We start from the raw sequence: 25,488 nt of genomic DNA on the forward strand, positions 1-25,488 counted from the left end.
GCTCGCCCGCGGCGGTCGCGTCACCACGACCACCCGGCCCGGGTGAGTGCGTCCTCCAGCCGGTCGGCGGAGGCGTCCCAGCGGAAGCGCTCGGCGTTGCGGCGCCCGGCCTCGACCGTCGCCGCGCGCAGGTCCGGCTCCTCGACGAGTCGGCGCACGGCCTCCACGACCTGTTCGGGGTGCCCGGGGTCGCAGAGCATCACCGCGTCACCGCCCACCTCACGCATGGGGCCGGTGTCGAGCGCGACGACGGGGCAGCCGAGTCGCTGCGCCTCGACGACGGGGATGCCGAACCCCTCGTAGAGAGAAGGGAAGACGAGCGCGGTCGCGTGGCCGTAGAGCCAGGTCAGCTCCTCGTCCGAGAGACGTCCCGCGAAGTGGGCGCGGCTCCACCGCTGCGCGCCGGCCTCGGCGAAGACCGCCGCGCTGCCGCGAGCGCCGACGACGACCGACGCGATGCCCGCGGACTCGAGGGCGTCGAGCGCGGGCCCGAGGTTCTTGTGGCGCGCGAACGTGCCGACACACAGCACCCACGGCTCCCCCGCGGCCAGGCCGGGGTATGCCGTGAGGTCGGGTTGCGTCGCCACGACCCGGTCGACGTGGTCGGCGCCGTTCGGCACGATGCTGACCCGCGAGGGCGGCGCGTGCAGCACTCGCTCCAGCTCGTCGGCACTGAACTGCGAGACGGTGAGCACCCGCACGGCCCGGCGCGACAGCACGCGGTACATCGCGCGGTACCACGTGCGGAAGGCCCGGCTGTAGGTCTGCGGGTGGCGGAAGACGGAGACGTCGTGGATCGTCGCGACCTGCCGGCGTGCCGCGACCGGCGCCGGCCCACCGAGGCTGAGCAGCAGGTCGCGTCGCGTCGCCCACGGCAGGGCAACCTGCTCGAAGACCTGTCCGCGGGCGCGGGACTCCCGCACCTCCGCCGCACCGGCGACGCCTGCCGGCACCTCGGTGCCGCGGGGCACGTGGAGCACGACGGTGCCCGGGTGACGCTCGACGAGACGGGTGACGAGCTCGAGGGCGTAGCGCTGCGTGCCGGTCGTCGCCTGCGAGAGGAACCTGCCGTTGACGGCGAGGCGAGCGCTCACGCGCGTTCCCCCGACCCTCGGCCGCGGCCGTGCACCCGGGCCGCGACGGCCTGCCCCACCGCGGTCGCGACGACGGCGGGGCTGAGCCGCCCGGCCCGCGTCCCGTGCTCGAACACACCCCGACCGTCGTGGCTGCGGCCGGCCTCACGGGCGGCGTCGACCGCCTGGTGGGCGAAGAGCTCGCGCGTGCGGCTCCGGCCGCGGTCGACGGCCGCGAGGGTCATGCCGTCGCCGAGGCGCCGCGCCCGCGCCTCGTGGCGGTCGAGGATCGAGAGCCGCTCGCGCATCGCCGTGGCGTAGTCGCGAGACGCGTTCTCGCCGTGGAGGTGGTAGCGGACGAGCCGGTCCGGCACCATCACCGGGTCGCGGCCGCCCATCGTGAGGCGCAGGAAGAGGTCCCAGTCCTGCATCTGCACGAGCAGCGGGTCGTGACCCCCGACCGCCTCGTAGTCCTCGCGGGCGACGAGCATCGAGCTGAGCAGGGCCGACTGGGTGCTGAGCAGCCCGCGGTAGGTCAGCCGTGCAGGGTCGCCGTGCACCGCACCCTCCGGCCGCACCCAGTCGAATCCCGTGCAGCAGAAGGCCGCTCGCGGGTTCGCGGCCACGAGGTCGAGCTGCAGGGCGAGCTTCTCGGGCAGCCACTCGTCGTCCTGGTCGAGGAAGGCGATCCAGTCGGAGCGTGCCGCAGCGACGCCGACGTTGCGCGCGCTGGAGACACCGCGGTTCTCCTGGCGCACGTAGGTGACCCGGGGGTCGAGGCCGGTCACCCACTCCTGCGGCTCGCGCGACCCGTCGTCGACGACGACCACCTCGAGGTCCGCCATGCTCTGGGTGAGCACAGAGGACAGCGATCGGGTGAGAAGATCCCCGGGGTTGTAGGCCGGCACGACCACACTGACTCTGGGCACCTGCCCGAATCTAGCGTCCCCACCCGTCGACTGATCGGACACCATGACGGAACGACCGCGCGTCGCCATCGCGCACGACTACCTCACGCAGCGCGGCGGCGCCGAGCGCGTCGTTCTCGCGCTCCACCGAGCCTTCCCCGACGCGACGATCCACACGACGCTCTACGACCCCGAGGGCACCTACCCGGAGTTCCGCGACGCCCGCATCGTCACGTCGCCGATCAACCGCATCGGCCTCCTGCGTCGGGAGCACCGCGCCGCGCTCCCCCTGCTGCCGTATGCCGTCTCGCGCCTTCGCGTCGACGCCGACGTCGTCGTGGCGTCGAGCTCCGGGTGGGCGCACGGCGTGCCGACGACCGGGCGCAAGATCGTCTACTGCCACGCCCCGGCGCGGTGGCTCTACCAGGCGGACGCCTACCTCGGCGACGAGGCCGGTCGCGGGGCGAAGGCCCGAGCCCTCGACGTCCTCGGCGGCTGGCTCCGGCGCTGGGACCGCCGGGCCGCGGCGTCCGCCGACGTCTACCTCGCGAACTCCACGGTGGTCCGCGAACGCATCGCGGCGGCATACGGCATCGACGCGGCGGTGGTGCCGCCGCCCTACGGCGTCGACGCCTCCGGCGAGCTGAGCCCGGTCGCCGCGCTGGCCGACTGGGAGGACGGCTACCTGCTCGTCGTCTCGCGCCTGCTCCCCTACAAGAACGTCGACGTCGCGATCGACGCGGTGCGGGGCCTGCCCGAGCGCCTCGTCGTCGTCGGTCACGGCCCCCAGGCCGAGCAGCTGCGCGCTGCGGCGCCGGAGAACGTGCGCCTCCTCAGCGGCCTCACCGACGCCGAGCTGCGGTGGACCTACGCCCACGCGCGGGCGCTCGTCGGGCCGAGCCTCGAGGACTTCGGCCTGACGCCGCTCGAGGCGGCCACCTTCGGGGTGCCCACGCTCGCCCTGCACGGTGGCGGCTACCTCGACACGATCGACGAGCAGGTCAACGGCCTCTTCTTCGACGAGCCGACCGTGGCGGCCGTCCGCGCGGCCATCGTAAGCGCACGCGACCGGGCGTGGAGCGCGGAGGCCATCCGCGCGCACGCCGAGGCGTTCTCCGAGGAGCGATTCCACGAACGCATCCGCACCGAGGTCTCCCGCTTCCTAGACTGACCCCCTGTGCACGCCCCGAGGGCAGGACGGGCGACGGTGACGGAGGAGGGGCCATGGCCGCGACCAACGACGCGCCCGAGCGCTCCACGGCGACGCGGCGCCTCGCCTACGTCGACACCCTGCGCGGGTTCGCCGCCCTCTGGGTCTTCCTCCTGCACATCCACGGCTACTGGCTCGACAACGTGCGGCCCCCGACCCTCACTGCGGACGGGCTCCTCGTGCGGGTCATGGGCTTCGGCGGGGCGGGTGTCGACATCTTCATCGTGCTGTCGGGCTTCTGCCTCACCCTGCCGCTGCTGCGGGGCGGCACGATGCGCTCGCTCGACGCGCGGCGCTTCTTCCGCCGGCGCGCCTACCGCCTGCTCCCGGCCTACTACGCCGCCGTCGCGCTCGTCATGGTGCTCGAGCTCGTGCCGGCACTGCAGGAGCGGCTCGTGTCGCGGCCGCTCAACGGCTTCGACGTCGTCACCCACCTCACCCTGACGTTCCCCTTCTTCCGCGCGACCCTCGGCTCGGTCAACGGCTCCCTCTGGTCGATCTCGCTCGAGGCGACGCTCTATCTCGGTTTCCCGCTGCTGCTGCTCATCCACCGCCGCTGGCGCATGCGCGGCGCCCTGCTGACGACGCTGGCCGTCGCCCTCGTGTGGGCGGTCTTCACGGTCTGGTGGGTGGCTCAGCCGCACCCGCTGGGCTTCCTGCCCGACCCGGGCAAGCTCTTCCCGGCCCGGTGGTTCCAGTTCGCCCTCGGCATGTGGGCGGCGACCCTCGTCGTGTCGGCCGCCCCGGCGCCCGGCTCGCTCGTGCGCGACCGCACGAGCCGTGCCGCCTGGCTGGTGCTGCCGCTCTCCGCCGCCCTCGGCGCGCTGGGGTATGCCGCGGGCTGGGGTCCCGTCAGCGCGCTCGGTTTCGGCGTGACGGCCCTCTGCCTCCTCGTGCTGCTCGCCCACGTGCCGTCGCGGGTCTTCGAGCGGGGGCCCCTGCGGTGGCTGACCGCCCTCGGGGTCATCTCCTACAGCTTCTACCTCCTGCACCAGCCCGTGCTCCTGCTCACGTCGGGCCTCGCCGACCCGGAGACGTGGGGCATCGGTCTCACGACGCTCGTCGCTCTGGCCGTGGGCGGCACGGTGACGGTGCTGCTCGCGTCGGTCTTCTACCACTTCATCGAGAAGCCGTTCCTCGTGCGCGGCAGCATGCGCAGCGTCGTGCGCGACGCGCCGGTCGACGACCGGCACGCCGCCGCGCCGGGTCCGTCAGAGCGTGCGCATGACGAGGAACCACGCCACGACCGGGGCACCGACGGCGAGGATGATGCCGATGACGCGGTAGGCAGCCGCGTGGCCGTAGACCTTGACGATGACCGCCGCACCGACGCCGACGGCAAAGACCCCGAGCGAGTAGGTAGCGAACTGCGCGCTCAGCTCGACGATCTCCGGTGACTTCGTGATGTTCGCGATGGTCGCGGCCTTGCCGGCAGGCCCCCAGGGCGCCGGCAGCGGCACCTGGGCGAGCAGCAGGAACGCCAGGCCGAGCACGTCCGTGCGCAGGAACGACCGGTTCCGTTCGCGCAGCTGCCGGCGGCTGCGCACCGACGGCACGACGGCAGGAGGCGGGGCGCGGAACGCTCTCGGGAGGGTCCACAGCAGCCCGGGGAGGCCGACGAGCAGGGCGAGGAAGGCGGCATACAGCTCCGGCTTGTTGTCGGAGGCGAAGGAGAACGCCGTGACGACGACCGGCGTCGCCTTGGTGAGCACCCAGACATAGGCGACGAAGACGACCAGCGCGCCGAGCCCCACGAGGACGTCGGCGCCGCGCGATCGCCGGGGTCCGCTGGGCATGGCGGACAGTGTAGGCATCCGTGGAAGGGCGCCATGAACGGCCGCCGCGGCACTTACACTGACCGCGTGGAAGACACAAGAGCGGCCCTGGTCGGCGATCCGGACGCAGATCCGGAGGAGCGCCCCACGCTCGACGTGGGGGCAGACGACGACGACCCGATCGAGCGGTCGCGGCGCAAGCGTCGCAACCGCAAGGTGCTCATCGTCGCGCTCGTGCTGCTCCTGGTCCCCGTCCTCGCGGTCGGGGGCTATCTCGTCTGGCTCAACCAGATCGTCAGCAACAACGTCAAGCAGGAGATGCTCCTGCCTGACACGGGTCCGCCCGTCGACGCGAACGGCCAGGCCGTGCCCCAGGTGACCGGCAGCGGCACCAACTACCTCATCATCGGCAACGACGCGGGCCCCGACCGTCAGGGCGCCCGCTCCGACGTCATGGTGCTCGTCCACGTGCCGGCCGACCACCGCGACGTCACGCTCATCCACTTCCCGCGTGACCTCTGGGTGCCGATCCCCGGCAAGGGCGAGGCCAAGCTCAACGCGTCGTATGCGTGGGGCGGGGCGCCGCTGCTCGTCAAGACGATGCAGAACATGCTCGGGGTCAAGATCGACCACGTCGCGATGCTCGGCTTCGAGGGTTTCAAGAACATGACCGACGCCGTCGGCGGTGTCGACGTCAACGTCGAGGAGGCCTCGACGGGCGACGGGAAGGTCTTCAAGGAGGGCATCCAGCACATGGACGGCGAGACGGCCCTCGTCTTCGTCCGCCAGCGCTACATGCTGAGCCAAGGTGACATCAGCCGTGGGCAGCGCCAGCTCGCCTTCGTCAAGGCGCTCATGCTCAAGACGCTGAGCAAGGACGTGCTGACCAACCCGATCAAGCTCAAGGACTTCATGGACGCGGCCACGAGCAACCTCACGGTCGACCAGAACCTCGACGTCGCCGACATGCGCGCCGAGGCCTTCGCGATGCGCAACCTGCGCGGCGGCGACGTCCGCTTCATCACGGCGCCGTTCAGCGGCTTCGGCACGAGCAAGGACGGCCAGTCGATCGACATCGTCGACAAGGGCCGGATGGCCGACCTCGGCAAGGCGATCCGCGAGGACGCCCTGGAGTCCTACCAGTGACCGGTCGGTTGGCTGCCCGCTGGTGCTGTCAGGACCGGCTCCCGGTCAGGGCTGCTTCCACTTCGTGAGGTTGGCGTTGCCGGTGTAGACGGCGTCGCCGGCGACGATCCAGGCCCCCGCGCTGACGACCGACACCCCGACCTGACCGGCCTCTGACGGCACCTTCGTGCCGACGCAGGCGACGCTCTCGAGCTTTTCGCCCTTGACGACCCGCACGAGGTCGATGCCCGGGCAGTCGCCGCCGACGCGCGCGACGTAGGTGGCGAGGCGGTTGGACTCGAGGCGGTTGCCGAGCGCCAGCCCGCCCTTGACGGTGCCGTCGTCGGTCCAGCGCTGGCCGCCGTCCTCGGTCAGCATGACGCTGCCGTCGGCGCAGAGCGCCTGCGCCTGGTCGGCCGAGGTGCGCGAGAGGTCGATGACGTCGGTCGAGGCGCCGCACGGCTGGGCGCGGTCGTCCTGCGGGGTGAGCACCTCGGTCGGCTCGTCGAGCTGGCGGGCCCACCCGCCGGACACGGCGGTGCCCGCCTGCCACGTAACGCCGAGGTCGTTGCTGGCGTACTGCTTGAGGTCACAGCTCGAGCCGGCTCCGATCGCGAAGACCCGGGCGGCGGTGAGCGGCTGCACGCGGATGAGGGCGCGGGCCGGGGACTCGGTCTTGTCCCACGTCTTGCCGCCGTCGGTGGTCACGAACATGGCCGAACCGCCCTTGCCGCAGGTGCCCGTCGTGGCGCGCCACGCGGTCGTCGCGTCGAGGGCGCCGACGAGCTCGGTCACGGGGGCTGGCTTGGGACCGGTCGGGGCGGCCGAGCCACCGGTCGCGCCGCTCGAGGCGGTCGTCGTGGGGGTCTTCGTCGCGCCGGTTGCGCCGGTCGCGCCGCTGGCGCCCGGGGTCGTGAAGGAGGTGACCGGTGTGGTGGCCGCGGGACTCGCGTCGTCGGGGCGGCTGGGGCGCAGCGCGAGCGCTACGAGAGCGACGTCGACAGCGAGGAAGCCCACCAGTCCGATCGTGGCCACCTTGTTCTGCATGCCTGTCCCCACTCCTCACCCGAGATCTGCCGGGTCACATCGTACGAGTCCCCGCGGAGCCGGACCGCATCCTGTCTAGAGGATGGGGGGTCTCAGCGCCGGACCGACGACGAGCAGGGCTTTCTCGATCTCGTTGGCCATGATGGCGTAGGCGTCGCGCCCGCGCTGATAGGGGTCCGGGATGTCTGATTCCTCCGGCGGTCGGGCGCGGAAGAGCCCACGGCGGTGGAGGGCGATCTCAGCGAGGCGCCGTGCCCACGGCAGCTGGGGGTCCGTCTGCGCCGCCTCCGTCACGAGGTCGGCGTCGCGCAGCAGGTCCGCGAGCTCCCCGAGGGTGAAGGTGCGGCGCAGCACGCGCGGGTTGACCCGCACGGACTCGGCCCGATGCATCTGGGTGGCCGCGATGACGAGGTCTGCCTCGGCGAGCAGAGCCGGCGTGATCTGCCGCGAGGCGAAGTCGTCGGTGCTCCCGCCGGCAGCCGCCAGCAGCTCGGCCGAGCCGGGCTCGATCGGGGCGCCGATGACGGCCCGCGTGCCCGCACTCGACACGACGACGTCGGTGTCGGCGAGCAGCTGAGCGAGGCGGCGCTCGACGTAGGGAGACCGGCAGATGTTGCCGGTGCACACGACCATGATGTGGCCCACTGCCGGTGGGTTGCCGTCGCCACTGCCCTGCGCTCCCCCGAGCGGTGCCTCGGTCATGCCGTTCCCGAGCCTCCCGAGAGAGGCGCCCGCGAGGCGGCCAGCGTCTCGGTGAAGGCCGTGCACACCTCGAAGCTCGGCAGCAGGCCGTCGTCCAGCGCCGCCCGAAGGGTCGGCGCTGCCGAGTCCTTGGGCGACAGGAGCGGTTCGACGCCCTCCGGCAGGGTCAGGCCCACCTCCGGGTCGAGCGGGTTGATGCCGCGCTCCGCCGCCGGGTTGTAGGCCGACGAGCAGAGGTAGTGGGCCGTCGTGCCGTCCTCGAGGGCGCAGAAGGCGTGACCGAGACCCTCGGAGAGGTAGACGGCCCGCCGGTCGCCGGTGTCGAGCAGCACGGAGTCCCACTGGCCGAAGGTCGGCGACCCCACGCGCAGGTCGACGACGTAGTCGATGAGCGACCCCGCCACGACGGTGACGTACTTCGCCTGCCCCACGGGAACGTCGGCGAAGTGGATGCCGCGCACGGTGCCGCGCGACGACACCGAGACGTTGCACTGCACGACGTCGAGACGGTGACCGATCACCTCGGCGAGCTTGTCGCCGCGGAAGGACTCGAGGAAGACACCCCGGTCGTCGGGGAAGACCCGTGGAGTCACCTCCCAGGCACCGGCGATCGACAGCGGTCGGATCTCCATCAGCTCTCCTCGTGCCCGTCGTGGGCGTCGGCCAACAGGGCGTGCAGGTAGAGACCGTAACCGCTCTTGGCCTGGGCGTCGGCGTGCACTCGCAGCTCGTCGTCGTCGATCCAGCCGTTGCGCCAGGCGATCTCCTCGACGCAGCCGATCTTCTGCCCCTGTCGCGCCTCGACGACGTGGACGTACTGACTGGCCTCCATGAGGCCGGTGAACGTGCCGGTGTCGAACCATGCCGTGCCGCGGGGCAGCGGCGTCACCGTGAGGGTGCCGCGCCGGAGGTACTCGTCGTTGACGGCCGTGATCTCGAGCTCGCCGCGCTCGCTCGGGGTGAGCTTGCGCGCGATCTCGACGACGTCGTTGTCGTAGAAATAGAGGCCCGGCACCGCGTAGTTGGACTTCGGGTGGACCGGCTTCTCCTCGATGGAGAGCACCGTGCCGTCATCGTCGAACTCGACGACGCCGTATGCCGTCGGGTCGGCGACGCGGTAGGCGAAGACGTGCCCGCCGTGGACGTTCGTGTTGTCACGCAGGCGCGAGCCGAGGCCCGGGCCGAAGAAGATGTTGTCGCCGAGCACGAGAGCGACCTGGTCGTTGCCGATGAAGTCGGCGCCGAGGATGAAGGCCTGGGCGAGCCCGTCGGGGCTGGCCTGCACGGCATAGGTGATCGCCATGCCCCACTGGGAGCCGTCGCCGAGCAGCCGCTCGAACTGCGGGCCGTCCTGCGGCGTCGTGATGACGAGCACCTCGCGGATGCCCGCCATCATGAGCGTCGAGAGCGGGTAGTAGACCATCGGCTTGTCATAGACGGGCATCAGCTGCTTGCTGATGCCACGCGTGATGGGGTGCAGCCGCGTGCCCGATCCCCCGGCCAAGATGATGCCCTTCATGGTGGGCAACCCTATCCGTCACAGCGACGGCCGAGGACCGCTCACCAAGTGGACGCGGTCCGTCCCATCCCGCGGTAGTCCCAGCCGGCCTGCGACCACGCCGTGGGATCCAGGGCGTTGCGTCCGTCGATGATGCGTGGCACGGCCACGAGCGACTTCGCGTGGGCCGGGTCGAGCGCGACGTAGTCACGCCAGGCCGTGAGGAGCATGACGAGGTCGGCTCCCTGGAGCGCCTCGTCCGCCGTGTCGACGATCTGCAGGTCGGGGCGCACCCTCCGGACGGCGTCGGCGCCGGCCGGGTCGGTCGCCACGACGTTCGCGCCGCGACCCCAGAGGCGCCCGGCGATGTCGAGCGCCGGAGAGTCGCGCACGTCGTCGCTGTCGGGCTTGAAGGTCAGGCCGAGCACGGCCACCTTGAGACCGACGAGGCGGCCGCCGCACATCTGGGCGGCGAGCTCGACGGCGTGGTCACGCCGGCGCATGTTGATCGAGTCGACCTCGCGCAGGAAGGTCAGTGACTGGTCGACGCCGAGCTCACCGGCGCGCGCCATGAAGGCACGGATGTCCTTGGGCAGGCACCCCCCGCCGAAACCGATGCCGGCCTGGAGGAACTTCGGCCCGATGCGGTCGTCGTGGCCGATCGCCTCGGCGAGGCGGGTGACGTCGGCCCCGGTGGCGTCGCAGAGCTCGGCCATCGAGTTGATGAAGGAGATCTTCGTGGCGAGGAAGCTGTTGGCGGCGACCTTGACGAGCTCGGCGGTCGGGTAGTTGACGAGTAGTCGTGGGGTGCCGGAGTCGATGATCGGCCGGTAGACCTCGTCGAGCGCCGCGCGGCCGATCTCGCCACGCTCGGCGTCCTCCGGGAGGCCGTAGACGACACGGTCGGGGCGCGTCGTGTCCGCGACGGCATACCCCTCGCGGAGGAACTCGGGGTTCCAGACGACGACGGCGTCGAGACCGCCCTCGGCGAGCCGGTCGGCGATCGACTGGGCCGTGCCGACGGGCACGGTCGACTTGCCGGCGACGACGACCGGCTGCTCGTCGGAGCGGGCGTGGTCGAGCAGGAACGCCACCGCCGTGTCGACCTGGCTGAGGTCGGCGGCGTAGCTGCCGCCGCGCTGCGGGGTGCCGACCGCGATGAAGTGCAGCTCAGCCTCTCCGATGGCCGACGGGTCCGTCGTGAAGCGGAGGCGGCCCGATGCGAGCGCGCGTTTGAGGACGTCCTCGAAACCGGGCTCGTGGAAGGGCGGGATGCCCTGCCCGAGACGCTCGACCTTGGCTGCGTCGATGTCGAGGGCGATCACCTCGTGGCCGAAGTCGGCCATGCATGCAGCGTGCACGGCGCCGAGGTAGCCACATCCGATGACCGAGATCTTCACGATCGGCAGCATAACGATGGTCAGGGCAGGAGCCACCGACGCAGGCTCGGTAGGGTGTGGCCCATGCGTCTGCTCGTCACCGGCGGTGCCGGTTTCATCGGCTCGAACTTCGTCCTGCGCGCTCGCGAGACGCGCCCCGACTGGTCGCTCACTGTCATCGACTCGATGACGTATGCCGCCAACCGGGCCTCGCTCGCGCCGGTTCTGTCGGACCTCGGCGGTGACGGCTCGGTCGAGCTCGTCGAGGGGTCCGTCGCCGATGCGGCCCTCGTCGACCGGCTCGTCGCCGACCACGACGTCATCGTGCACTTCGCGGCCGAGTCGCACAACGACAACAGCCTCGACAGCCCGTGGCCGTTCGTCGAGAGCAACGTCGTCGGCACCTTCACGATCCTCGAGGCGGTGCGCCGACACGGCAAGCGCCTCCACCACATCTCGACCGACGAGGTCTACGGAGACCTCGAGCTCGACGACCCGGAGCGCTTCTCGGAGTCGACGCCGGTCAACCCGTCGAGCCCCTACTCCGCGACGAAGGCCGGGGCCGACCTGCTCGTCCGCGCGTGGATCCGGTCCTTCGGAATCCAGGCGACGGTGTCGAACTGCTCCAACAACTACGGCCCGCGCCAGCACGTCGAGAAGTTCATCCCGCGGCAGATCACGAACATCCTCGAGGGCACCAAGCCCAAGCTCTACGGCTCGGGCCTCAACGTGCGCGACTGGATCCACGTCGACGACCACAACGACGCCGTCATCGCGATCCTCGAGCAGGGGCGCCTCGGCGAGACCTACCTCATCGGCGCCGACGGCGAGAAGAACAACCTCGAGATCGTCACGCTCCTCCTCGAGATCATGGGCAAGCCGGCCGACTGGTTCGACCACGTCAACGACCGCCCCGGCCACGACCTGCGCTACGCGATCGACTCCAGCAAGCTGCGCGCCGAGACGGACTGGCGCCCGCGCTACTCCGACATCCGCGCGGGTCTCGCCGCCACCGTGGAGTGGTACCAGGCGAACGAGGACTGGTGGCGCCAGTCCAAGGTCGACGCCGAGCGCGTCTATGCCCGGCTCGGTCGATGACGTCAGCCACGAGCGACGGCTCCGGGGGTGTGGCGGCTGAGCCGCTGCGCGTGCTCGTGACAGGTGCTGGCGGCATGCTCGCCTACGACCTCGTGCCGCGACTGCACGCGGCCGGCCATCAGGTCACCGCTTTCAGCCGCGGGGACCTCGACGTGACGGACGCGGGCGAGTGCATCGCCGGGGTCGCCGGCCACGACCTCGTCATCAACACCGCCGCCCACACCGCAGTCGATGCTGCGGAGACGGAGGAGGGAATCGCCTTCAGCATCAACGCAGTCGGCGCCGCCAACCTCGCCCGTGCGTGCACCCACGCCGGTGCGCGCATGGTGCAGATCTCGACCGACTACGTCTTCGACGGCACCGCCACCGAGCCGTATGCCGTCGACCACCCCATCGCTCCGCGCTCGGCCTACGGTCGCACGAAGGCGGCCGGCGAGTGGGCCGTCCAGGCGCTGTGTACGGACTACTGGATCGTGCGCACGGCCTGGCTCTACGGCCACGGCGGACCCAACTTCGTCTCGACGATGCTGCGACTGGCCGGTGAGCGCGAGACCCTCAGCGTCGTCGACGACCAGCGGGGACAGCCGACCTCGACGGTCGACCTCTCCGACCTGCTCCTGCGCCTCGTCGAGGCAAATGCCCCGTCAGGGACCTACCACGGCACGTCGTCGGGCGAGACGACGTGGTGCGGGTTCGCTCGCGCCATCTTCGAGGAGTCCGGCCTCGACCCCGCTCGGGTGCAGCCGACGACCACGGAGGCCTTCCCCCGGCCCGCGCCACGGCCTGCCTACAGTGTGTTGTCGCACGCCTCCCTCGCCGCCGCCGACGTCCCCGCCGTAAGGCCATGGCGGCCGGGTCTCGCCGCCCACCTCGCATCCCGCTGACAGGACGCCAGGGAGCTGGGCACTCGTTGCTCCCCGGCTGACCCTTTGCCAGCTCGACGACCGGCGACCGGCGATCGACCCGCGATAGATGGAGGAGGCGAGCCGCCCGGGCGCGATCCGTTGAGTCAGCGCCGCCCCCCGTCAAGCAGCCACTCGGATCGGCTCGTGATGCCGTGGTCGCCCAGCAGTCGCTTAGCTCCCGAACCGTCGGTCGGGCGCGGCGGATGTCCAACACCCCGATCGCTTGTGCGCAGCCGACCACGACGATCTGGGTGCCCTCAGGGATGGAAGCCGCGTCGAGGTCGATGCTCGGCCGGTTCGTGTGGCCGACGTCGCGGGGTCGCCGTGGGCAATCGGCCGAAATCGGCCACATCGTCTCGGGCCCGCGTCGCCGATCGGGGCCTGGAGGTCCATTACGCTGCGAGCACCGGAGTGCCGGACGGTCCGACGCCGTCGCCGCCACCCGCCCGTCACCGTCATGCTGGAGGACACCCGATGTACACCCCCAAGCTGCGCTCACGCCTCGCGGTCGAGGCGCTCGGCACCTTCTGGCTGGTCTTCATCGGCTGCGGCTCGGCCATCTTCAACGGCAAGTTCCTCGTCGCGGCCCTCTCCGACAGCAGCCCCGTCAACTACGGCATCGGGCACCTCGGGGTCGCCATCGCCTTCGGTCTCTCGGTGACGACGATGGCGTACGCGGTCGGCCATGTCTCCGGGGCCCACTTCAACCCCGCCGTGACGATCGGGATCGCGATCGCGCGCCGTTTCGAGTGGAAGGACGTGCCCGCCTACGTCGGCGCCCAGGTCGTCGGCGGCCTGCTCGCCGGTGGCGCCCTCGCCGGGCTCGTCAAGAGCCGCGGCCTGCCGGTCACCGGCAACCTCGCGGCCAACGGCTACGGCGAGCACTCCCCCGGCGGCTTCGGTCTCGGCGCCGTGCTCGTCGTCGAGGCCCTCGTGACGGCCTTCTTCGTCTACATCATCCTGGGCGCGACCAAGTCCGACGCTCCTCAGGGCTTCGCCCCGCTGGCGATCGGCTTCGGGCTGCTCATCGCCTATCTCGTCGCGATTCCGGTGAGCAACGGGTCGATCAACCCGGCGCGCTCGACGGCCGTCGCCTTCTTCAACGGCAACGACGCCGGCCTGCAGCTCTGGGCCTTCTGGGTCGCGCCGATCGTCGGCGCCCTCATCGCGGGCGTGACCTTCGCGTGGATCACCGGTGAGGACCGTGCCGACATGGACATCGACGGCTCCACCGACGACGTCGACAACGCCGCTCGCGACGCCGCCGGCAACCCGGTGCTGGACAGCTGAGCCCGATCTGACTCCCCCACCGGGCCCCGTGCCCGACCTCTCCTCTCCGCCCGGGCCGGCTCCGGTGACGGGGCGCGAGCGACTCGTGTCGCTGGCCGTCTGCGTCGCCTGGGCGGCCGCCGTCGTCGCCCTGGCCGCAGCGACGGGCGCCCTCGGCATCTCCCGAAACGATGACTGGGTCTACTACCGCGTCGCCTTCGCCACGTGGCAGGACGGCGGCTTCGCGCCCGACCCCTACACACGCGCCATGCTCGTCGGCCACATCGCACTCGCGCGTCCCGTCATGGCGCTCTTCGGCCCGTCGATGCTCGCGCTCCAGCTGCTCGTCGCCGTCCTCAGCGTCCTCGCGCTCTGGTGGACCTACCTCCTCGTCCGCGGCTTCCTGAGGCCGGGCCTTGCCCTGCTCGCCGTGGCCACGCTCGCACTGGGGCCGATCTACGCCGGCATCACGCCGACGTTCATGACCGACGTGCCGACCTTCACGTTCCAGTCGCTCGCCCTCCTCCTCGCGGCACGGGCGATGCGCGAGCGCCGGCTGAGCCGGGCGTGGCTGGCAGCGGCCCTGCTCGCGGCCTTCGCCGGCTTCACCGTGCGTGAGTATGCCGCCGCCGCAGCAGCAGCCATCGTCGCGGCCGCGTGGTGGCGGGTGAGGCCCGGCACCTCCGCGCCCACCGACCCTGCAACGGATGCCGCCACGTCGCGGTCGGACCGCTGGTTCGTCGTGGCTCTCGGCATCGGGTGGCTCGCCGTCGCGGCCGCGCTCTACCTCTGGCGCACGAGCTCCTTCCCGGGCCCGAGCGTCGCACTCCGCCTCCTGCCCGACCTCGCGGACGTGCACCTCGCCGGCCGGGCGGCATACACCATGGCTCTGCTCGTGTCGCCCGCGACGATCTACGTCGTCTTCCGCGGTGGGTGGCACCTGCTCGTGCGGCACCGGTGGGTGACGGTCGTGAGCGCCGTGCTCTTCCTCGGCGGCACGCAGGTGATGAACGGGGTCTTCCTCGGCAACTACCTGGGAATGCGCGGGTCCTACACCGGCACCGTCGCGGGGGTGCGCCCCGTGGTCGTCACGCCGTGGGTCTGGTCGCTCGTCGTGGCGGTCGCCGTGCTCAGCGCCGTGATGGCGGTGGTGCTCGCCGGCGCCGCGGTCGGCCGCGTGCGAGCGCGGCGCCTCGCCGGGGAGCGAGCGCCGCGGCACCCGGCCGCCGCCACTCTCACGCTGACGTATGCCGCCGCCTACGTCGCGCTCACCGTGACCCTTGCGATCTTCACCACGAGCCCGTTCTTCGACCGCTACTTCGTGCCGGTCGTGCCCGCGGTGGCAGCGGCCCTGCTCTGGGCCTGGCAGCGCGAGCCGAGCCTCGACGAGGAGCGCTGGCCGAGCCGGGCCGCCGCCTGGGGGTCGGGGGTCGTGACGGGTTTCGTCGCGGTGGTCGCCCTCTCGCTCGTCGTGACCTCGGTGCAGTTCGACGCGGCGAAGTGGCGGCTCGGAACGCAGCTGCAGGCTCGGGGCTGGAGCGCGCCCACCATCGACGCGGGCTTCGAGTGGTTCGGCTTCCACCAGGAGCAGCCGATCGACCCCCACCCTCGCGTGCTCCCCGGGCACCCCTTCTGGGTGAGCCGGGTCTTCGCCAACCCGCGGGTCTGTGTCATGGTCTCGCACACCCGGGGCGTGCTGCCGATGAGTGCCGGTGACGTCGTGGCGCGGTCCTCCGTGTGGGCGCCGCTCGGTGGCACCTTCGACCTCGTCGCCCGACCCGTCGACCTCGACTGCCCCCACGAACGGAAGCCCTGACATGACGGCCACGATCGTCGACGACGCTCCGACCGTCGAGCGGTTGGGACGCCGCGAGGTGTGGCTCGCGGCGGTCGCCTGCCTCGCGCTGGCCGGTCTGCACCTGGTGATCGCGGCGTGGTTCGGCGCTCTCGGGGTGGCGCGCAACGACGACTGGACGTACTACCGGGTGGCCTTTGCCTCGCACCTCTCCGGTGGTTTCGCTCCGGATCCGTATACGAGCACCATGCTGGTCGGCTTGATCGCGTTTGCCACACCCGTGATGTCGGTCTTCGGTGCCGCCATGGCGCCCCTCCAGATCATGGTGGCGCTCCTCGGCGCGCTGGGTCTGTGGGCGGTGTGGGTGTTCGTGCGACCGTGGCTCGATCTCGGAGCGGCGGCGGTCGCGGTCCTGACCCTTGCCCTCGGACCGATGTGGGGCACGGTCTCGACGTCCTTCATGTCGGATGCTCCTGCCTTCACGGCGCAGGCGCTGGCGCTCGGAGCGGCGAGTACGGCGCTCCGTGGACCGCGCATACGGTGGGGCTGGTTCACGACGTCACTGGCTCTGTGCTTCGCTGCGTTCACCGTCCGGGAGTACGCCGCTGCCGCCCTGGTCGCCGTCTTCGTGGCCGCCACCCTTCGGAGCGTCGGACGGCGCACGGCAGTCGGACTGTGTGTGGCGGGACTCATCTGGCTCGGCGCGGCAGTGTTGCTTCTCAGCTGGCGAGCAGGGCTCGTGGTCGGCGCACCGTCGCGCCCGCTGCAGGTCCCAGGACCCGGTGAGTTCAAGTCGTTGGTCCGCACCCTCTACACGATCGGGCTGCTCCTCTCGCCTGCTGTGGTTCTGGTGCTCGTGCGCACGCGGGGGGCGATCGTGCTCCGTCACCGGGCGTGTGCCGCCGTGACGTTCGTCGGGCTCGCCCTCGGCGTCGTGGCGACTGACGGCTCAGTGCTGCTCGGCAACCTGGTGGCGAGCTCCGGCTCCTACCCGGAGACGGTCGGCGGCCCCATCCCCGAGGTGGTGGCCACGCCGATCTGGGCACTCATCGTCGCGATCGCACTGCTCAGCACGACCATCGTCGTCACCGTGACCTGGGCATCGCTGAGCACGCTGCGCGACAGCCACGGCCCGCCGGACCTGATCCGGCGACTTCGCGCCGCTGAGCCGGGACTCGTGCTTGCGTTGGTGTTCTCGGTGACTGTCGTGGTCGGGGTGATCACCATCGGCTTCGTCCTCCACAACCGGGTCTTCGACCGCTATCTCATGCCGATGACGCCGTATGCCGCAGCCGCGATCCTCTGGACGGTCCGGCGGCACGCTCCTGTGGGGACGGCTGCGGAGTCCGGGGCGGCGCTGGATGGGGCCGGGGCGGCGGACGGGGCCGGGGCGGCGGACGGGGCCGGGGCGCTCGACGAGGCCGGGCCGGCGGCGGAGCGGCGTGGCTCCCGGTGGGCCGGCGCCGTGGGTGCCGCGTGCCTGGTCGTCCTCGCTGTCATCGGCACCGCGTTCGTCGCTGGGGCGGCCGCCTTCGACGGGGCCAAGTGGCGTCTGGGCGAGCGAGCAGTCGCCGCGGGCTTCGAGGCCGACACCGTCGATGCCGGCCTGGAGTGGTTCGGGTTGCACCAACCCGCCCCGATCGTCATGCAGCCGACGACCCTCTCCGCGGACTCCTGGTGGGTGACCGGGCTGTTCACCGAACCGCGCGTCTGTGCCCTCGTGACCCACCTGCCGCAGGGCACCGCCGAGGGCGAGCCCGACCTGGCGGTGCCCGGCCAGGGTGGCGTGCTCGCGACTGAGCAGGTGTGGGCCCCGCTCGGCCCGTCGTTCGAGCTGGGCCTTCGCCGCACCGACGTGCACTGCCCGCGCTGATGAAGCAAGGATCTTCAGATCGGCCCAATGAAGGTATGATCTGTAGATGGACCTTCTGAAGCACGATGCTTCACCCGTGGCGCTCATCGGAGACGTCGTCCGATCGCGGACGCGGACCGACCGTCAGGCGCTGCACGACGAGCTGTCGAGCGCGATCGACGAGGCAAACCGCGCCGTGGTCAGCGAGGACCCACTCGTCATCACGGTAGGCGACGAGTTCCAGGGCGTCTATGCCTCGCTCGGGCAGGCCCTGCACGCGAGCTTCGTCGTGCGGGCGGTCCTGCACCCTCGGACCGACGTGCGCTTCGGGCTCGGCCGCGGAACGGTCACGACCCTCGACCCGGTGCGCGGCATCCACGACGGCCCGGCCTACTGGGCGGCCCGAGACGCGATCGTCATGGTGGAGGAGCGCGCCCGCAAGGCGCAGACGCGCACGTCGCGGACGGCATACGTCGGCCCGGAGGACGCGCCCGCGACGGTTGCGGCCGTGCAGTCGGCGCTCGACTGTCTGGACTTCATGGTTGGGTCGATGTCGAGCACCTCACGCGAGATCTTCGGAGGACTGATGAGCGGGCACACCCAGCACCAGCTGGCCGAGCGGCTCGGCCTCAGCGCGTCCGCGGTGTCGCAGCGGGTGCGGCGCGACGGCATCGGCGTGGCACTCGAGGCGGCGCAGCGGCTGTGGGGTCTGCCGTGACCTGGCTGTCGATCGTGCTCATCGGTCTCGGGGTCGGCGACCTCGTGCGCTCGTCGTCGTGGTCACGGGCGCGCCTCGTCGCCCACATCACGACCCCCGTCGTCGTCGCGGTCGTCGCGGTGCTCACCGACGTCGACGCGTGGCCCGACGTGATCGCCCTGATGCTGGCGCTCGGGGTGGCGGCCGCGTGGATGGAGCTGTCGCGGCGCACCCAGCGCACCGGCCACGGAGCGCTCGCCGCCCTCGGCACGTTCGCCGTGCTCGTCGCGGGTCTCATCGGCTTCTCGGGGGCGGCGAGCACCCCGGGCGGCCCGGTCGCGAGCTGGCTCTCGTGGGCCGACCTGCCCGGCACGACGACGCCCAGCCCTGCGCGGCTGCTCGTGCTCGCCGGCCTCGTCGCCTTCAACATCGCCACCGCCAACGTCATCGTGCGCCTCGTCCTGCTCGCCATCGGCGCGCTTCGCCCCGACATGGTCGCGGCCGCGGCATCGCCTGCCGGGCTGTCGCCGGCCTCCCCCGCACCGCCCGGCCAGCCTGCCGACCGCCTCAAGGGTGGCCGGCTGCTCGGGCCGATGGAGCGCCTCGTCATCCTCGGCCTCGGCCTCGTCGGCGAGTTCGGGGCAGCCGGCATCGTCATCGCGGCCAAGGGGCTGCTCCGCTTCCCCGAGATCCAGGCCGCCGCCCGCAACAACGCGGCGGGCGGCTACACCGGCGGACCGGCCGGCATCGACGACGTCACCGAGTACTTCCTCGTCGGCAGCTTCGTCAGCTGGCTCATCGCCCTCGCCTCCCTCGCCCTCGCCGCCTGACCCCGATCGAAAGAGCAGTTCGTCGCCCTCGGACCGGCGTGAGCAATGCCGCACCTCCGCCTCCGCTCCCCCGGACGGTGCGCCCCGCGGGCACTGGTAGCGTCGGAGCGTCCAGCGACACACCGACGTGAAGGGTCTTTCCCGTGAGCACAACCCCCGTCAAGGTCGCCGTCACCGGCGCCGCCGGCCAGATCGGCTACAGCCTCCTCTTCCGCATCGCGAGCGGGGCCCTGCTCGGGCCCGACACCCCGGTCGAGCTGCGCCTGCTCGAGATCACGCCCGCTCTCAAGGCCCTCGAGGGCGTCGTCATGGAGCTGGACGACTGCGCGTTCCCCACTCTCGCGAAGGTCGAGATCGGCGACGACGCGACCACGGTCTTCGACGGCGTCAACCTCGCCCTCCTCGTCGGCGCGCGTCCGCGCGGTCCCGGCATGGAGCGCGGCGACCTGCTCGAGGCCAACGGCGGCATCTTCGCCCCGCAGGGCAAGGCCCTGAACGAGGTCGCGGCCGACGACATCCGCGTCACGGTGACCGGCAACCCGGCCAACACCAACGCCCTCATCGCCATGAGCAACGCGCCCGACATCCCCACCGAGCGCTTCTCCGCCCTGACCCGCCTCGACCACAACCGCGCGATCAGCCAGCTCGCGGCCAAGCTCAGCGTCCCGGTCAGCGAGATCAAGAAGATGACCATCTGGGGCAACCACTCGGCCACGCAGTATCCCGACCTCTTCCACGCCGAGGTCTCCGGCAAGAACGCCGCCGAGGCCGTAGGCGACCAGGACTGGCTGGCCGGCACCTTCATCCCCACCGTCGCCAAGCGCGGCGCAGCCATCATCGAGGCCCGTGGCGCGAGCTCGGCGGCCTCCGCGGCGTCGGCGACGATCGACCACGTGCGCACCTGGGTCCAGGGCACGCCCGACGGTGACTGGGTGTCGATGGCGGTCCGCTCCGACGGTTCCTACGGCGTGCAGGAGGGCATCATCTCCTCCTTCCCCGTCACCGTGAGCAACGGCCAGTGGGAGATCGTCCAGGGGCTCGACATCAACGACTTCTCGCGCGCCAAGATCGACGCCTCGGTCGCCGAGCTCGTCGAGGAGCGCGACGCCGTCAAGGCTCTCGGCCTCATCTGAGCCAGACGCGACACGACGAAGGGCGCCGGCCACCAGGTCGGCGCCCTTCGTCGTCCCCGCCGCGCCGGTATGCCGTGCGCGTCCACGCGCTCCGTCAGCGGCGCCAGCCGCGGCGGGCCAGCTGGGCCTCAGCGGCGCCAGCCGCGGCGGGCCAGCTGGGCCTTCAATGACTCGGTGAGGTTGAGGCCGCTGCCTCGCGGTCGCACGTGCGTGCCGCGCAGCCGCCAGAACTTCGCCTCCGCCCACTTCGTGGCCTCGCCCGGGTGGCGCCACCACACGCCCATCAGCCGCAGGCGATGAACAAGCTTCTGGCGCATCAGTTTCGGCAGCGACACCTCCCGCTCATAGACCAGAGCGAGCTCGAACCGCTCGTTGACCACCCGCGGCGAGACGCGCGCCCCCACCGTCATGTTGAGCAGGTTGCTGCCGTGGATGACCTGAACCCACATCGGTGGCGCACTCACCTCACGCACCGGGCCCCACGCGCTCGCGCGGGCGTGCCGGGCGGCATACACCGTCTGCGGCGGACGCCCGGCGTGGCGTCGCTCGACGAGCGTGAGGAACGGGCTCGAGAGCTGGTCGTAGAGGTAGGTGTTGCCGCTGCGGTCGATCTGGATGCCCCGGGGGAAGTCGATGAAGAGGCCGTCGGTGGGGGTGAACTCCCGCTGCACCGCCGCCAGGAAGTCGCGGGCGATGCCGTCATCGCTGTCGAGGCGGGTGGTCAGGAGCCACGGTGAGATCGCACCCTCGCCGCCCCCCGCGCCGTCGCGTCGTGCCTCGATGGCTCGGGCGAAGATCGACGGAGACCACGGCTCGTGCGTCCAGATGGGCGTGAAGACCCCGGCTGCGAGCGACTCGACGTCGGCTCGGAAGTCGTCTGGGCACCGGTCGTCGAAGAGCACGAGCCAGGTGACGTCGGACGCACCCCGCTGCCCGAGCACCGACGACCAGCAGGCATCGACGAAGAAGCCCAGCCGATAGCGCAGCCACTCCTCCTGAGCCGGCTCGCCTGCGGTGAAGGCCGCGCTGAAGCGCGTCAGCAGGTAGTGGTCGAACGGAGCGGACGCGAGCCGTGCCGGGTGTGCCGAGCTCGCCATGGTGTGCCGTCGTGCCGTCAGCGGGTGACCGACACCGACGACCGCGTCACGGGGTCGTTGAGGTTGACCGTCGCCGACGCGATGAGCAGGCCGACACCGAAGGCCACGAGGATGATGACGTCGAGGGTGCGCGAGCGCACGTTGAGGCCGCCCGCCTTGCGGGCGGGACGGGCCACGAGCCGGATGACGGCGCCGAGCAGGAAGCCAGCCGCCATGATGCGGCCGCCCCAGCGCAGGTCGGCGAAGGCGATGACGAGCACGCCGGCCCCGACGATGGCGGCGATGAGCCACCACCACGAGAGGACGACGAAGCCGCTGCCGCGCCACTGCATCGGCGGCGCTCAGCCCTGCCCGGTGTGGTCGACGTGTGCCTCGGCAGCCTCGACGATGTTGGTCAGCAGCAGTGCCCGCGTCATCGGGCCGACCCCGCCCGGGTTCGGGCTGACCCAGCCGGCGACCTCCGCGACGTCCGGGGCGACGTCGCCGGCGATCTTGCCGTCGACGCGACTCACCCCGACATCGAGCACGGCGGCGCCGGGCTTGACCATCTCACGCGTGACGATGCCCGGCACGCCGGCGGCGGCGATGACGATGTCGGCCTGGATCACCTCAGCAGCGAGGTCACGGGTGCCGGTGTGGCACAGCGTCACGGTGGCGTTCTCGCTCTTGCGCGTGAGGATGAGGCCGAGGGGCCGCCCGACGGTGAGGCCACGGCCGATGACGACGACCTTGGCCCCCGCGATCGGCACGTCGAAGCGGCGCAGCAGCTCGACACAGCCCATCGGGGTGCAGGGAAGCGGCGCGGGCTTGCCGAGCGCCAGCCAGCCGAGGTTCATCGGGTGGAGGCCGTCGACGTCCTTCTCGGGGTCGACGCGCGACAGCAGGGCCATCTCGTCGAGGCCGGTGGGCTGCTGCACGAGGAAGCCCGTGCAGGCCGGATCGGCGTTGAGCTCGTCGATGACGGCCTCGACCTCGGCCTGGGTCGCGGTCGCCGGGAGGTCACGACGGATGCTCGTGATCCCGATCTCCGCACAGTCCTTGTGCTTGGCGTTGACGTACCAGTGGCTCCCCGGGTCGTCACCCACCAGGACGGTGCCGAGCCCGGGCACGACGCCACGCTCGGCGAGGCGGGCGACCCGCTCGGCGAGCTCGTGCTTGATCGACTTGAGGGTGGCCGAGCCGTCGAGGATGCGTGCCGTCACGGGTGACATCCTGCCATCCCCTCCCGCGCGGCTGCACCGACTCCCACCTCTGGTCGCCGGCAGCGGTCAGCCGGCGAGCAGACGCATCAGCGTCTGGACGTTGCGCTCCCAGGTGAAGGACTCGGCTCGGGCGCGGAGGGCCTGCCCCCGGCGCTGCCGTTCCGCAGGATCCACCACGAGCGCGTGCAGCGCATCAGCGAGCGCCGCGGTGTCGTGGGGGTCGACATAGACACCCTCGGGCCCGAGGTACTCCGGTATGCCGCCGCTCCGGGCCGCGACCACGGGCAGTCCCGAGGCCATCGCCTCCGTGACGACCTGCCCGGCCGGCTCCTCCCACTCGACCGGCATGCAGAAGAGGTCGGCGCCGGCATAGACGGCCGGGAGGGAGTGCCGGTCGACGAACGGCGTGAAGCGGACGAGGTCTCCGAGCGGCGCCGCCGCGCGCCTCAGCTCGACCTCGTAGGCCGACAGCCCGCAGGAAGGTCTAAGCCCGGCCGAGCCCACGATGTGCACTCGGAAGTCCTTGGTGCGTCTGGCGATCTCGTGAGCGGCAGCGACGAGGTGATGAGCACCCTTGTGGGGCACCACGTTTCCGACGAAGAGAATGGTGCAGGGCTCGCCTGCAGGCCTGTTGGCGGGCCGGAAGTGCTCGGTGTCGACACCGTTGTGCAGGACGTGGAGGTTGTCGGGACGCGATCCGAGACGCTGCGCGACCGTGTCGGCGAGGTAGTCGCTCACCGCTACCGTGGCATGGGTGCGCTCGATGACCCGCCGGATCTCTCGCGGTCTCCAGGTGCGGAAGACCTCGTTGCCGAGGTGGAGCACGATCCTGCCGTCGAAGCTCCGCGTCAGGCGCCGGGTGATGGCACCGGCATAGTTGTAGAGGACCAGCGCCTCTGCATCGGCCGGCACGGCAGCCAGCGCCTCGCGGTGGAACCGCGCGACGCACGGTCGCCGGCCCAGGGCCCGTCCGCAGACCACGTCGATCGCGCGCTCGGTGTCGGTCAGCCACTCTCGCTTCGTCGAGCGGGCCGAGCTGTAGGAGACGAGCGTTCCTTCCGCGTAGTCATGGGTGCGACGATCGCTCACCACGACGTACGTGCGGCCACCCATTGCCTCATGGGCGCGAGCCTGGGCATTGATCTTGGTGGACATCGCATTTCCGGTGTGGTGCGAGTACTCCGAGAAGACATAGGCAACCTGCGCGATCGGACTCACCAAGGGCACCGTGTTGCTCACGATCTCAGACACGCGCTCGACAGCCTCCATGGTCCTCTTTCGCTTACCGGGCAAGAGACTCAGCGGGCCGTGGGCCACGTTGTCGAGGATAGGAGAGGGCCGAGGCGCTGTCCCGAAGAACGATGATTCGGAGGCAACTCGTGTCGTGAGCCGGAACACCGGGACGCCGAAGAGACCTTGAGCCGGCGCATGACGGCGGCGTGCTCGCTCGGGCTTCGGGGACACAGACTGTGTTTGTCCCGGCGGAATCCCTACGGCCGGCTCGGGGGGCCACCTTGATCGAAGGAAGAACCGCACCGACTCGGGGCGGGCACGTGGCAGGGAGGCCGCGTGCCCGCATCTCGGCAGACGCGGCCCCTCAGCCGGTCAGCTGGTCAGCTGGTCCAACGCCACCGCGGGGTCCGCAAGGCGGTCACGGCCCACGACCGTCCTGTCGCGGACGAGCTGCTGGACGGCGTCGATGGTGTCCCACACGTTGACGTGCATGCCGGCCAGCACTCTCACGCCGTCGCCCTCGGGCACGACCCAGAAGGCCATGAACTCGTTGCTCGACGGCTCGCCGCGCAGCACGACCTCCGCACCCGACCCGCGGGGGACGTGGCCGGCATACTCCAGCCCCACGTCGTACTGGTCGGAGAAGAAGAACGGGACGGGGTCGTAGGTCACGTCGGCGCCTGCCATCGATCGGCCCGCCGCGAGGCCACCGTCGTTGGCGTTGGCCCAGTGCTCGACCCGCACGTGGGTGCCGAGGGTCGTGCTCTCCCAGTTCGCGACGTCACCAGCGGCCCACACGCCGTCGGCCGAGGTGCGCAGCCGGGCGTCGGTGACGATGCCGTTGTCGACCTCGAGTCCGGCACCCTGCGCGAGCCCGGTGTTGGGCGTGATGCCGACCCCGACGACGACCACGTCGGTCGGGAGCCGCTCGCCCGTCGTCGTCACGACCGCGTCGGCGCGCTCGGTGCCCTCGATGCGCGACACCCCCTCACCGAAGCGGAAGGTCACGCCGTGCGAGCGGTGGAGGTCGGCGAACCAGCCGCCGACCTGCTCCCCCATCACACCGAGCAGCGGCGCGGCCTGAGGCTCGACGACCGTGACACTGCAGCCCGCATCGGCGGCGGCTGCGGCCACCTCGAGGCCGATCCAGCCAGCCCCGACGATCACCACCCGAGCGCCGTCGGCGAAGGCCTCCTTGAGCGCCATCGACTCCTGCAGCTCGCGAAGGTAGAGCACCCCGTCGAGGTCAGCGCCGGGGGCGTCTAGCGCCCGCGCCGACGAGCCGGTGGCGAGCAGGAGCTTTTCGTACGAGAGGGATTCGCCGCTGCGCAGCGTGACGACGTGCTCGTCAGCGTCGAGCGAGGTGGCCGGGTCGCCGAGCCGCAGCTCGACGTCTTGGTCGGCGTACCACGCCTCCGGGTGGGTGAAAACGCTGTCGACCTCGTCGTCCCCCTTGAGCACCCCCTTGGACAGCGGCGGCCGCTCATAGGGCAGCCGGTCCTCCTCGGTGACGACGACGATGCTGCCCTTCGCGTCGTGCTCGCGGATGCCCTCGACCGCCCGCGCTGCCGTGAGGCCCCCACCGACGATGACGTATGCCGACCGGTCCGTTGCACTGTTCGCCGCGCTGCTCATGGCCTCAACTTTCACACGCCCGGGG

At 71.4% G+C, this 25,488-nt stretch carries 23 protein-coding genes and 1 pseudogene; 11 read left to right on the forward strand and 13 right to left on the reverse strand.

The annotated features are described in order from the left end of the window. Nucleotides 1-20: 20 nt before the first annotated feature. A complete protein-coding gene (locus tag FBY41_RS01810) occupies nucleotides 21-1,094 on the reverse strand; it encodes a glycosyltransferase family 4 protein (protein WP_141841714.1) in 1,074 nt (357 codons plus the stop codon). After that, on the reverse strand, nucleotides 1,091-2,002 hold the full coding sequence (locus FBY41_RS01815; RefSeq protein ID WP_185748847.1) for a glycosyltransferase family 2 protein: 912 nt from the start codon (nucleotides 2,000-2,002) through the stop codon (nucleotides 1,091-1,093). Before FBY41_RS01815 ends, FBY41_RS01810 begins: the two co-directional genes overlap by 4 nt. A 43-nt stretch (nucleotides 2,003-2,045) precedes the next feature. On the opposite strand from FBY41_RS01815, the gene FBY41_RS01820 reads away from it, so the two are divergent. Then, complete coding sequence (locus FBY41_RS01820; protein ID WP_141841716.1) at nucleotides 2,046-3,152, forward strand: glycosyltransferase; 1,107 nt, start codon at nucleotides 2,046-2,048, stop codon at nucleotides 3,150-3,152. A 53-nt stretch (nucleotides 3,153-3,205) separates the two neighbouring features. Continuing rightward, a pseudogene (locus FBY41_RS23735) lies at nucleotides 3,206-4,294 on the forward strand (acyltransferase family protein); the annotation flags it as partial. Nucleotides 4,295-4,402: 108 nt separating this feature from the next. Here FBY41_RS23735 and FBY41_RS01830 read toward each other — a convergent pair. Further along, nucleotides 4,403-4,987: a hypothetical protein gene (locus FBY41_RS01830; protein WP_141841718.1), complete on the reverse strand. Its 585-nt coding sequence runs from the start codon at nucleotides 4,985-4,987 to the stop codon at nucleotides 4,403-4,405. A gap of 66 nt (nucleotides 4,988-5,053) precedes the next feature. On the opposite strand from FBY41_RS01830, the gene FBY41_RS01835 reads away from it, so the two are divergent. Further along, nucleotides 5,054-6,112: an LCP family protein gene (locus FBY41_RS01835; protein WP_260439503.1), complete on the forward strand. Its 1,059-nt coding sequence runs from the start codon at nucleotides 5,054-5,056 to the stop codon at nucleotides 6,110-6,112. 45 nt (nucleotides 6,113-6,157) lie between these two features. Here the strand turns inward: FBY41_RS01835 and FBY41_RS01840 are convergent, their stop codons facing one another. The 5 genes from FBY41_RS01840 to FBY41_RS01860 form a co-directional block, all read right to left on the reverse strand. Beyond that, nucleotides 6,158-7,138 (reverse strand): WD40/YVTN/BNR-like repeat-containing protein, encoded by a 981-nt coding sequence (locus FBY41_RS01840; protein ID WP_141841720.1) that lies wholly within the window; start codon nucleotides 7,136-7,138, stop codon nucleotides 6,158-6,160. 75 nt (nucleotides 7,139-7,213) lie between these two features. Continuing rightward, nucleotides 7,214-7,840 (reverse strand): arsenate reductase/protein-tyrosine-phosphatase family protein, encoded by a 627-nt coding sequence (locus tag FBY41_RS01845; protein WP_141841721.1) that lies wholly within the window; start codon nucleotides 7,838-7,840, stop codon nucleotides 7,214-7,216. Continuing rightward, entirely contained in the window at nucleotides 7,837-8,472 is a 636-nt protein-coding gene (locus FBY41_RS01850; RefSeq protein ID WP_141841722.1) for a dTDP-4-dehydrorhamnose 3,5-epimerase family protein, read from the reverse strand. The genes FBY41_RS01845 and FBY41_RS01850 overlap by 4 nt, the downstream gene beginning before the upstream one ends. Further along, nucleotides 8,472-9,359 carry a glucose-1-phosphate thymidylyltransferase RfbA gene (rfbA, locus tag FBY41_RS01855; RefSeq protein WP_141841723.1) on the reverse strand — a complete coding sequence of 296 codons (888 nt, stop codon included), beginning with the start codon at nucleotides 9,357-9,359 and terminating at the stop codon, nucleotides 8,472-8,474. The genes FBY41_RS01850 and rfbA overlap by 1 nt, the downstream gene beginning before the upstream one ends. Nucleotides 9,360-9,400: 41 nt before the next feature. Beyond that, nucleotides 9,401-10,738 carry a UDP-glucose dehydrogenase family protein gene (locus FBY41_RS01860; protein WP_141841724.1) on the reverse strand — a complete coding sequence of 446 codons (1,338 nt, stop codon included), beginning with the start codon at nucleotides 10,736-10,738 and terminating at the stop codon, nucleotides 9,401-9,403. A 63-nt stretch (nucleotides 10,739-10,801) separates the two neighbouring features. Between FBY41_RS01860 and rfbB the strand changes: the two genes are divergently transcribed. The 8 genes from rfbB (at nucleotide 10,802) to FBY41_RS01900 (ending at nucleotide 20,296) form a co-directional block, all read left to right on the forward strand. Next, a complete protein-coding gene (gene rfbB / locus FBY41_RS01865; RefSeq protein ID WP_141841725.1) occupies nucleotides 10,802-11,815 on the forward strand; it encodes a dTDP-glucose 4,6-dehydratase in 1,014 nt (337 codons plus the stop codon). Beyond that, nucleotides 11,812-12,699 (forward strand): dTDP-4-dehydrorhamnose reductase, encoded by an 888-nt coding sequence (gene rfbD, locus FBY41_RS01870; RefSeq protein WP_141841726.1) that lies wholly within the window; start codon nucleotides 11,812-11,814, stop codon nucleotides 12,697-12,699. Before rfbB ends, rfbD begins: the two co-directional genes overlap by 4 nt. Nucleotides 12,700-13,194: 495 nt before the next feature. Continuing rightward, complete coding sequence (gene aqpZ / locus FBY41_RS01875; RefSeq protein WP_141841727.1) at nucleotides 13,195-14,010, forward strand: aquaporin Z; 816 nt, start codon at nucleotides 13,195-13,197, stop codon at nucleotides 14,008-14,010. A 28-nt stretch (nucleotides 14,011-14,038) separates the two neighbouring features. Beyond that, a complete protein-coding gene (locus FBY41_RS01880; protein WP_141841728.1) occupies nucleotides 14,039-15,805 on the forward strand; it encodes a glycosyltransferase family 39 protein in 1,767 nt (588 codons plus the stop codon). Nucleotide 15,806: 1 nt separating this feature from the next. After that, nucleotides 15,807-17,657, forward strand: coding sequence for a glycosyltransferase family 39 protein (locus tag FBY41_RS01885; protein ID WP_141841729.1), 1,851 nt, complete (start codon nucleotides 15,807-15,809; stop codon nucleotides 17,655-17,657). A 46-nt stretch (nucleotides 17,658-17,703) separates the two neighbouring features. Beyond that, nucleotides 17,704-18,354 (forward strand): SatD family protein, encoded by a 651-nt coding sequence (locus tag FBY41_RS01890; RefSeq protein WP_260439504.1) that lies wholly within the window; start codon nucleotides 17,704-17,706, stop codon nucleotides 18,352-18,354. Continuing rightward, nucleotides 18,351-19,163, forward strand: coding sequence for a hypothetical protein (locus FBY41_RS01895; RefSeq protein WP_141841730.1), 813 nt, complete (start codon nucleotides 18,351-18,353; stop codon nucleotides 19,161-19,163). Before FBY41_RS01890 ends, FBY41_RS01895 begins: the two co-directional genes overlap by 4 nt. Before the next feature lie 143 nt (nucleotides 19,164-19,306). Beyond that, nucleotides 19,307-20,296, forward strand: coding sequence for a malate dehydrogenase (locus FBY41_RS01900; protein ID WP_141841731.1), 990 nt, complete (start codon nucleotides 19,307-19,309; stop codon nucleotides 20,294-20,296). Between the two features lie 128 nt (nucleotides 20,297-20,424). Here the strand turns inward: FBY41_RS01900 and FBY41_RS01905 are convergent, their stop codons facing one another. From FBY41_RS01905 to FBY41_RS01925, 5 genes are all read right to left on the reverse strand, one after another. Next, complete coding sequence (locus FBY41_RS01905; RefSeq protein ID WP_141841732.1) at nucleotides 20,425-21,393, reverse strand: glycosyltransferase; 969 nt, start codon at nucleotides 21,391-21,393, stop codon at nucleotides 20,425-20,427. 17 nt (nucleotides 21,394-21,410) lie between these two features. After that, nucleotides 21,411-21,725 (reverse strand): DUF3017 domain-containing protein, encoded by a 315-nt coding sequence (locus tag FBY41_RS01910; protein WP_141841733.1) that lies wholly within the window; start codon nucleotides 21,723-21,725, stop codon nucleotides 21,411-21,413. A gap of 9 nt (nucleotides 21,726-21,734) precedes the next feature. Next, complete coding sequence (locus FBY41_RS01915) at nucleotides 21,735-22,595, reverse strand: bifunctional methylenetetrahydrofolate dehydrogenase/methenyltetrahydrofolate cyclohydrolase (protein WP_141841734.1); 861 nt, start codon at nucleotides 22,593-22,595, stop codon at nucleotides 21,735-21,737. A 66-nt stretch (nucleotides 22,596-22,661) separates the two neighbouring features. Next, a complete protein-coding gene (locus FBY41_RS01920) occupies nucleotides 22,662-23,846 on the reverse strand; it encodes a glycosyltransferase family 4 protein (RefSeq protein WP_185748848.1) in 1,185 nt (394 codons plus the stop codon). 354 nt (nucleotides 23,847-24,200) lie between these two features. Then, a complete protein-coding gene (locus FBY41_RS01925; protein ID WP_141841736.1) occupies nucleotides 24,201-25,463 on the reverse strand; it encodes an NAD(P)/FAD-dependent oxidoreductase in 1,263 nt (420 codons plus the stop codon). Between the last annotated feature and the right edge of the window lie 25 nt (nucleotides 25,464-25,488).

It is taken from the genome of Humibacillus xanthopallidus (assembly GCF_006716675.1).
Classification (GTDB): domain Bacteria; phylum Actinomycetota; class Actinomycetes; order Actinomycetales; family Dermatophilaceae; genus Humibacillus; species Humibacillus xanthopallidus_B.

What these genes read in the sequence shown, in the direction of transcription:
- FBY41_RS01820 (WP_141841716.1), top strand. Translation starts at nt 2,046, where the DNA reads ATGACGGAACGACCGCGCGTCGCCATCGCGCACGACTACCTCACGCAG.
- FBY41_RS01830 (WP_141841718.1), bottom strand. Translation starts at nt 4,987, where the DNA reads ATGCCCAGCGGACCCCGGCGATCGCGCGGCGCCGACGTCCTCGTGGGG.
- FBY41_RS01840 (WP_141841720.1), bottom strand. Translation starts at nt 7,138, where the DNA reads ATGCAGAACAAGGTGGCCACGATCGGACTGGTGGGCTTCCTCGCTGTC.
- FBY41_RS01845 (WP_141841721.1), bottom strand. Translation starts at nt 7,840, where the DNA reads ATGACCGAGGCACCGCTCGGGGGAGCGCAGGGCAGTGGCGACGGCAAC.
- FBY41_RS01850 (WP_141841722.1), bottom strand. Translation starts at nt 8,472, where the DNA reads ATGGAGATCCGACCGCTGTCGATCGCCGGTGCCTGGGAGGTGACTCCA.
- rfbA (WP_141841723.1), bottom strand. Translation starts at nt 9,359, where the DNA reads ATGAAGGGCATCATCTTGGCCGGGGGATCGGGCACGCGGCTGCACCCC.
- rfbB (WP_141841725.1), top strand. Translation starts at nt 10,802, where the DNA reads ATGCGTCTGCTCGTCACCGGCGGTGCCGGTTTCATCGGCTCGAACTTC.
- rfbD (WP_141841726.1), top strand. Translation starts at nt 11,812, where the DNA reads ATGACGTCAGCCACGAGCGACGGCTCCGGGGGTGTGGCGGCTGAGCCG.
- aqpZ (WP_141841727.1), top strand. Translation starts at nt 13,195, where the DNA reads ATGTACACCCCCAAGCTGCGCTCACGCCTCGCGGTCGAGGCGCTCGGC.
- FBY41_RS01885 (WP_141841729.1), top strand. Translation starts at nt 15,807, where the DNA reads ATGACGGCCACGATCGTCGACGACGCTCCGACCGTCGAGCGGTTGGGA.
- FBY41_RS01890 (WP_260439504.1), top strand. Translation starts at nt 17,704, where the DNA reads ATGGACCTTCTGAAGCACGATGCTTCACCCGTGGCGCTCATCGGAGAC.
- FBY41_RS01905 (WP_141841732.1), bottom strand. Translation starts at nt 21,393, where the DNA reads ATGGCGAGCTCGGCACACCCGGCACGGCTCGCGTCCGCTCCGTTCGAC.
- FBY41_RS01910 (WP_141841733.1), bottom strand. Translation starts at nt 21,725, where the DNA reads ATGCAGTGGCGCGGCAGCGGCTTCGTCGTCCTCTCGTGGTGGTGGCTC.
- FBY41_RS01925 (WP_141841736.1), bottom strand. Translation starts at nt 25,463, where the DNA reads ATGAGCAGCGCGGCGAACAGTGCAACGGACCGGTCGGCATACGTCATC.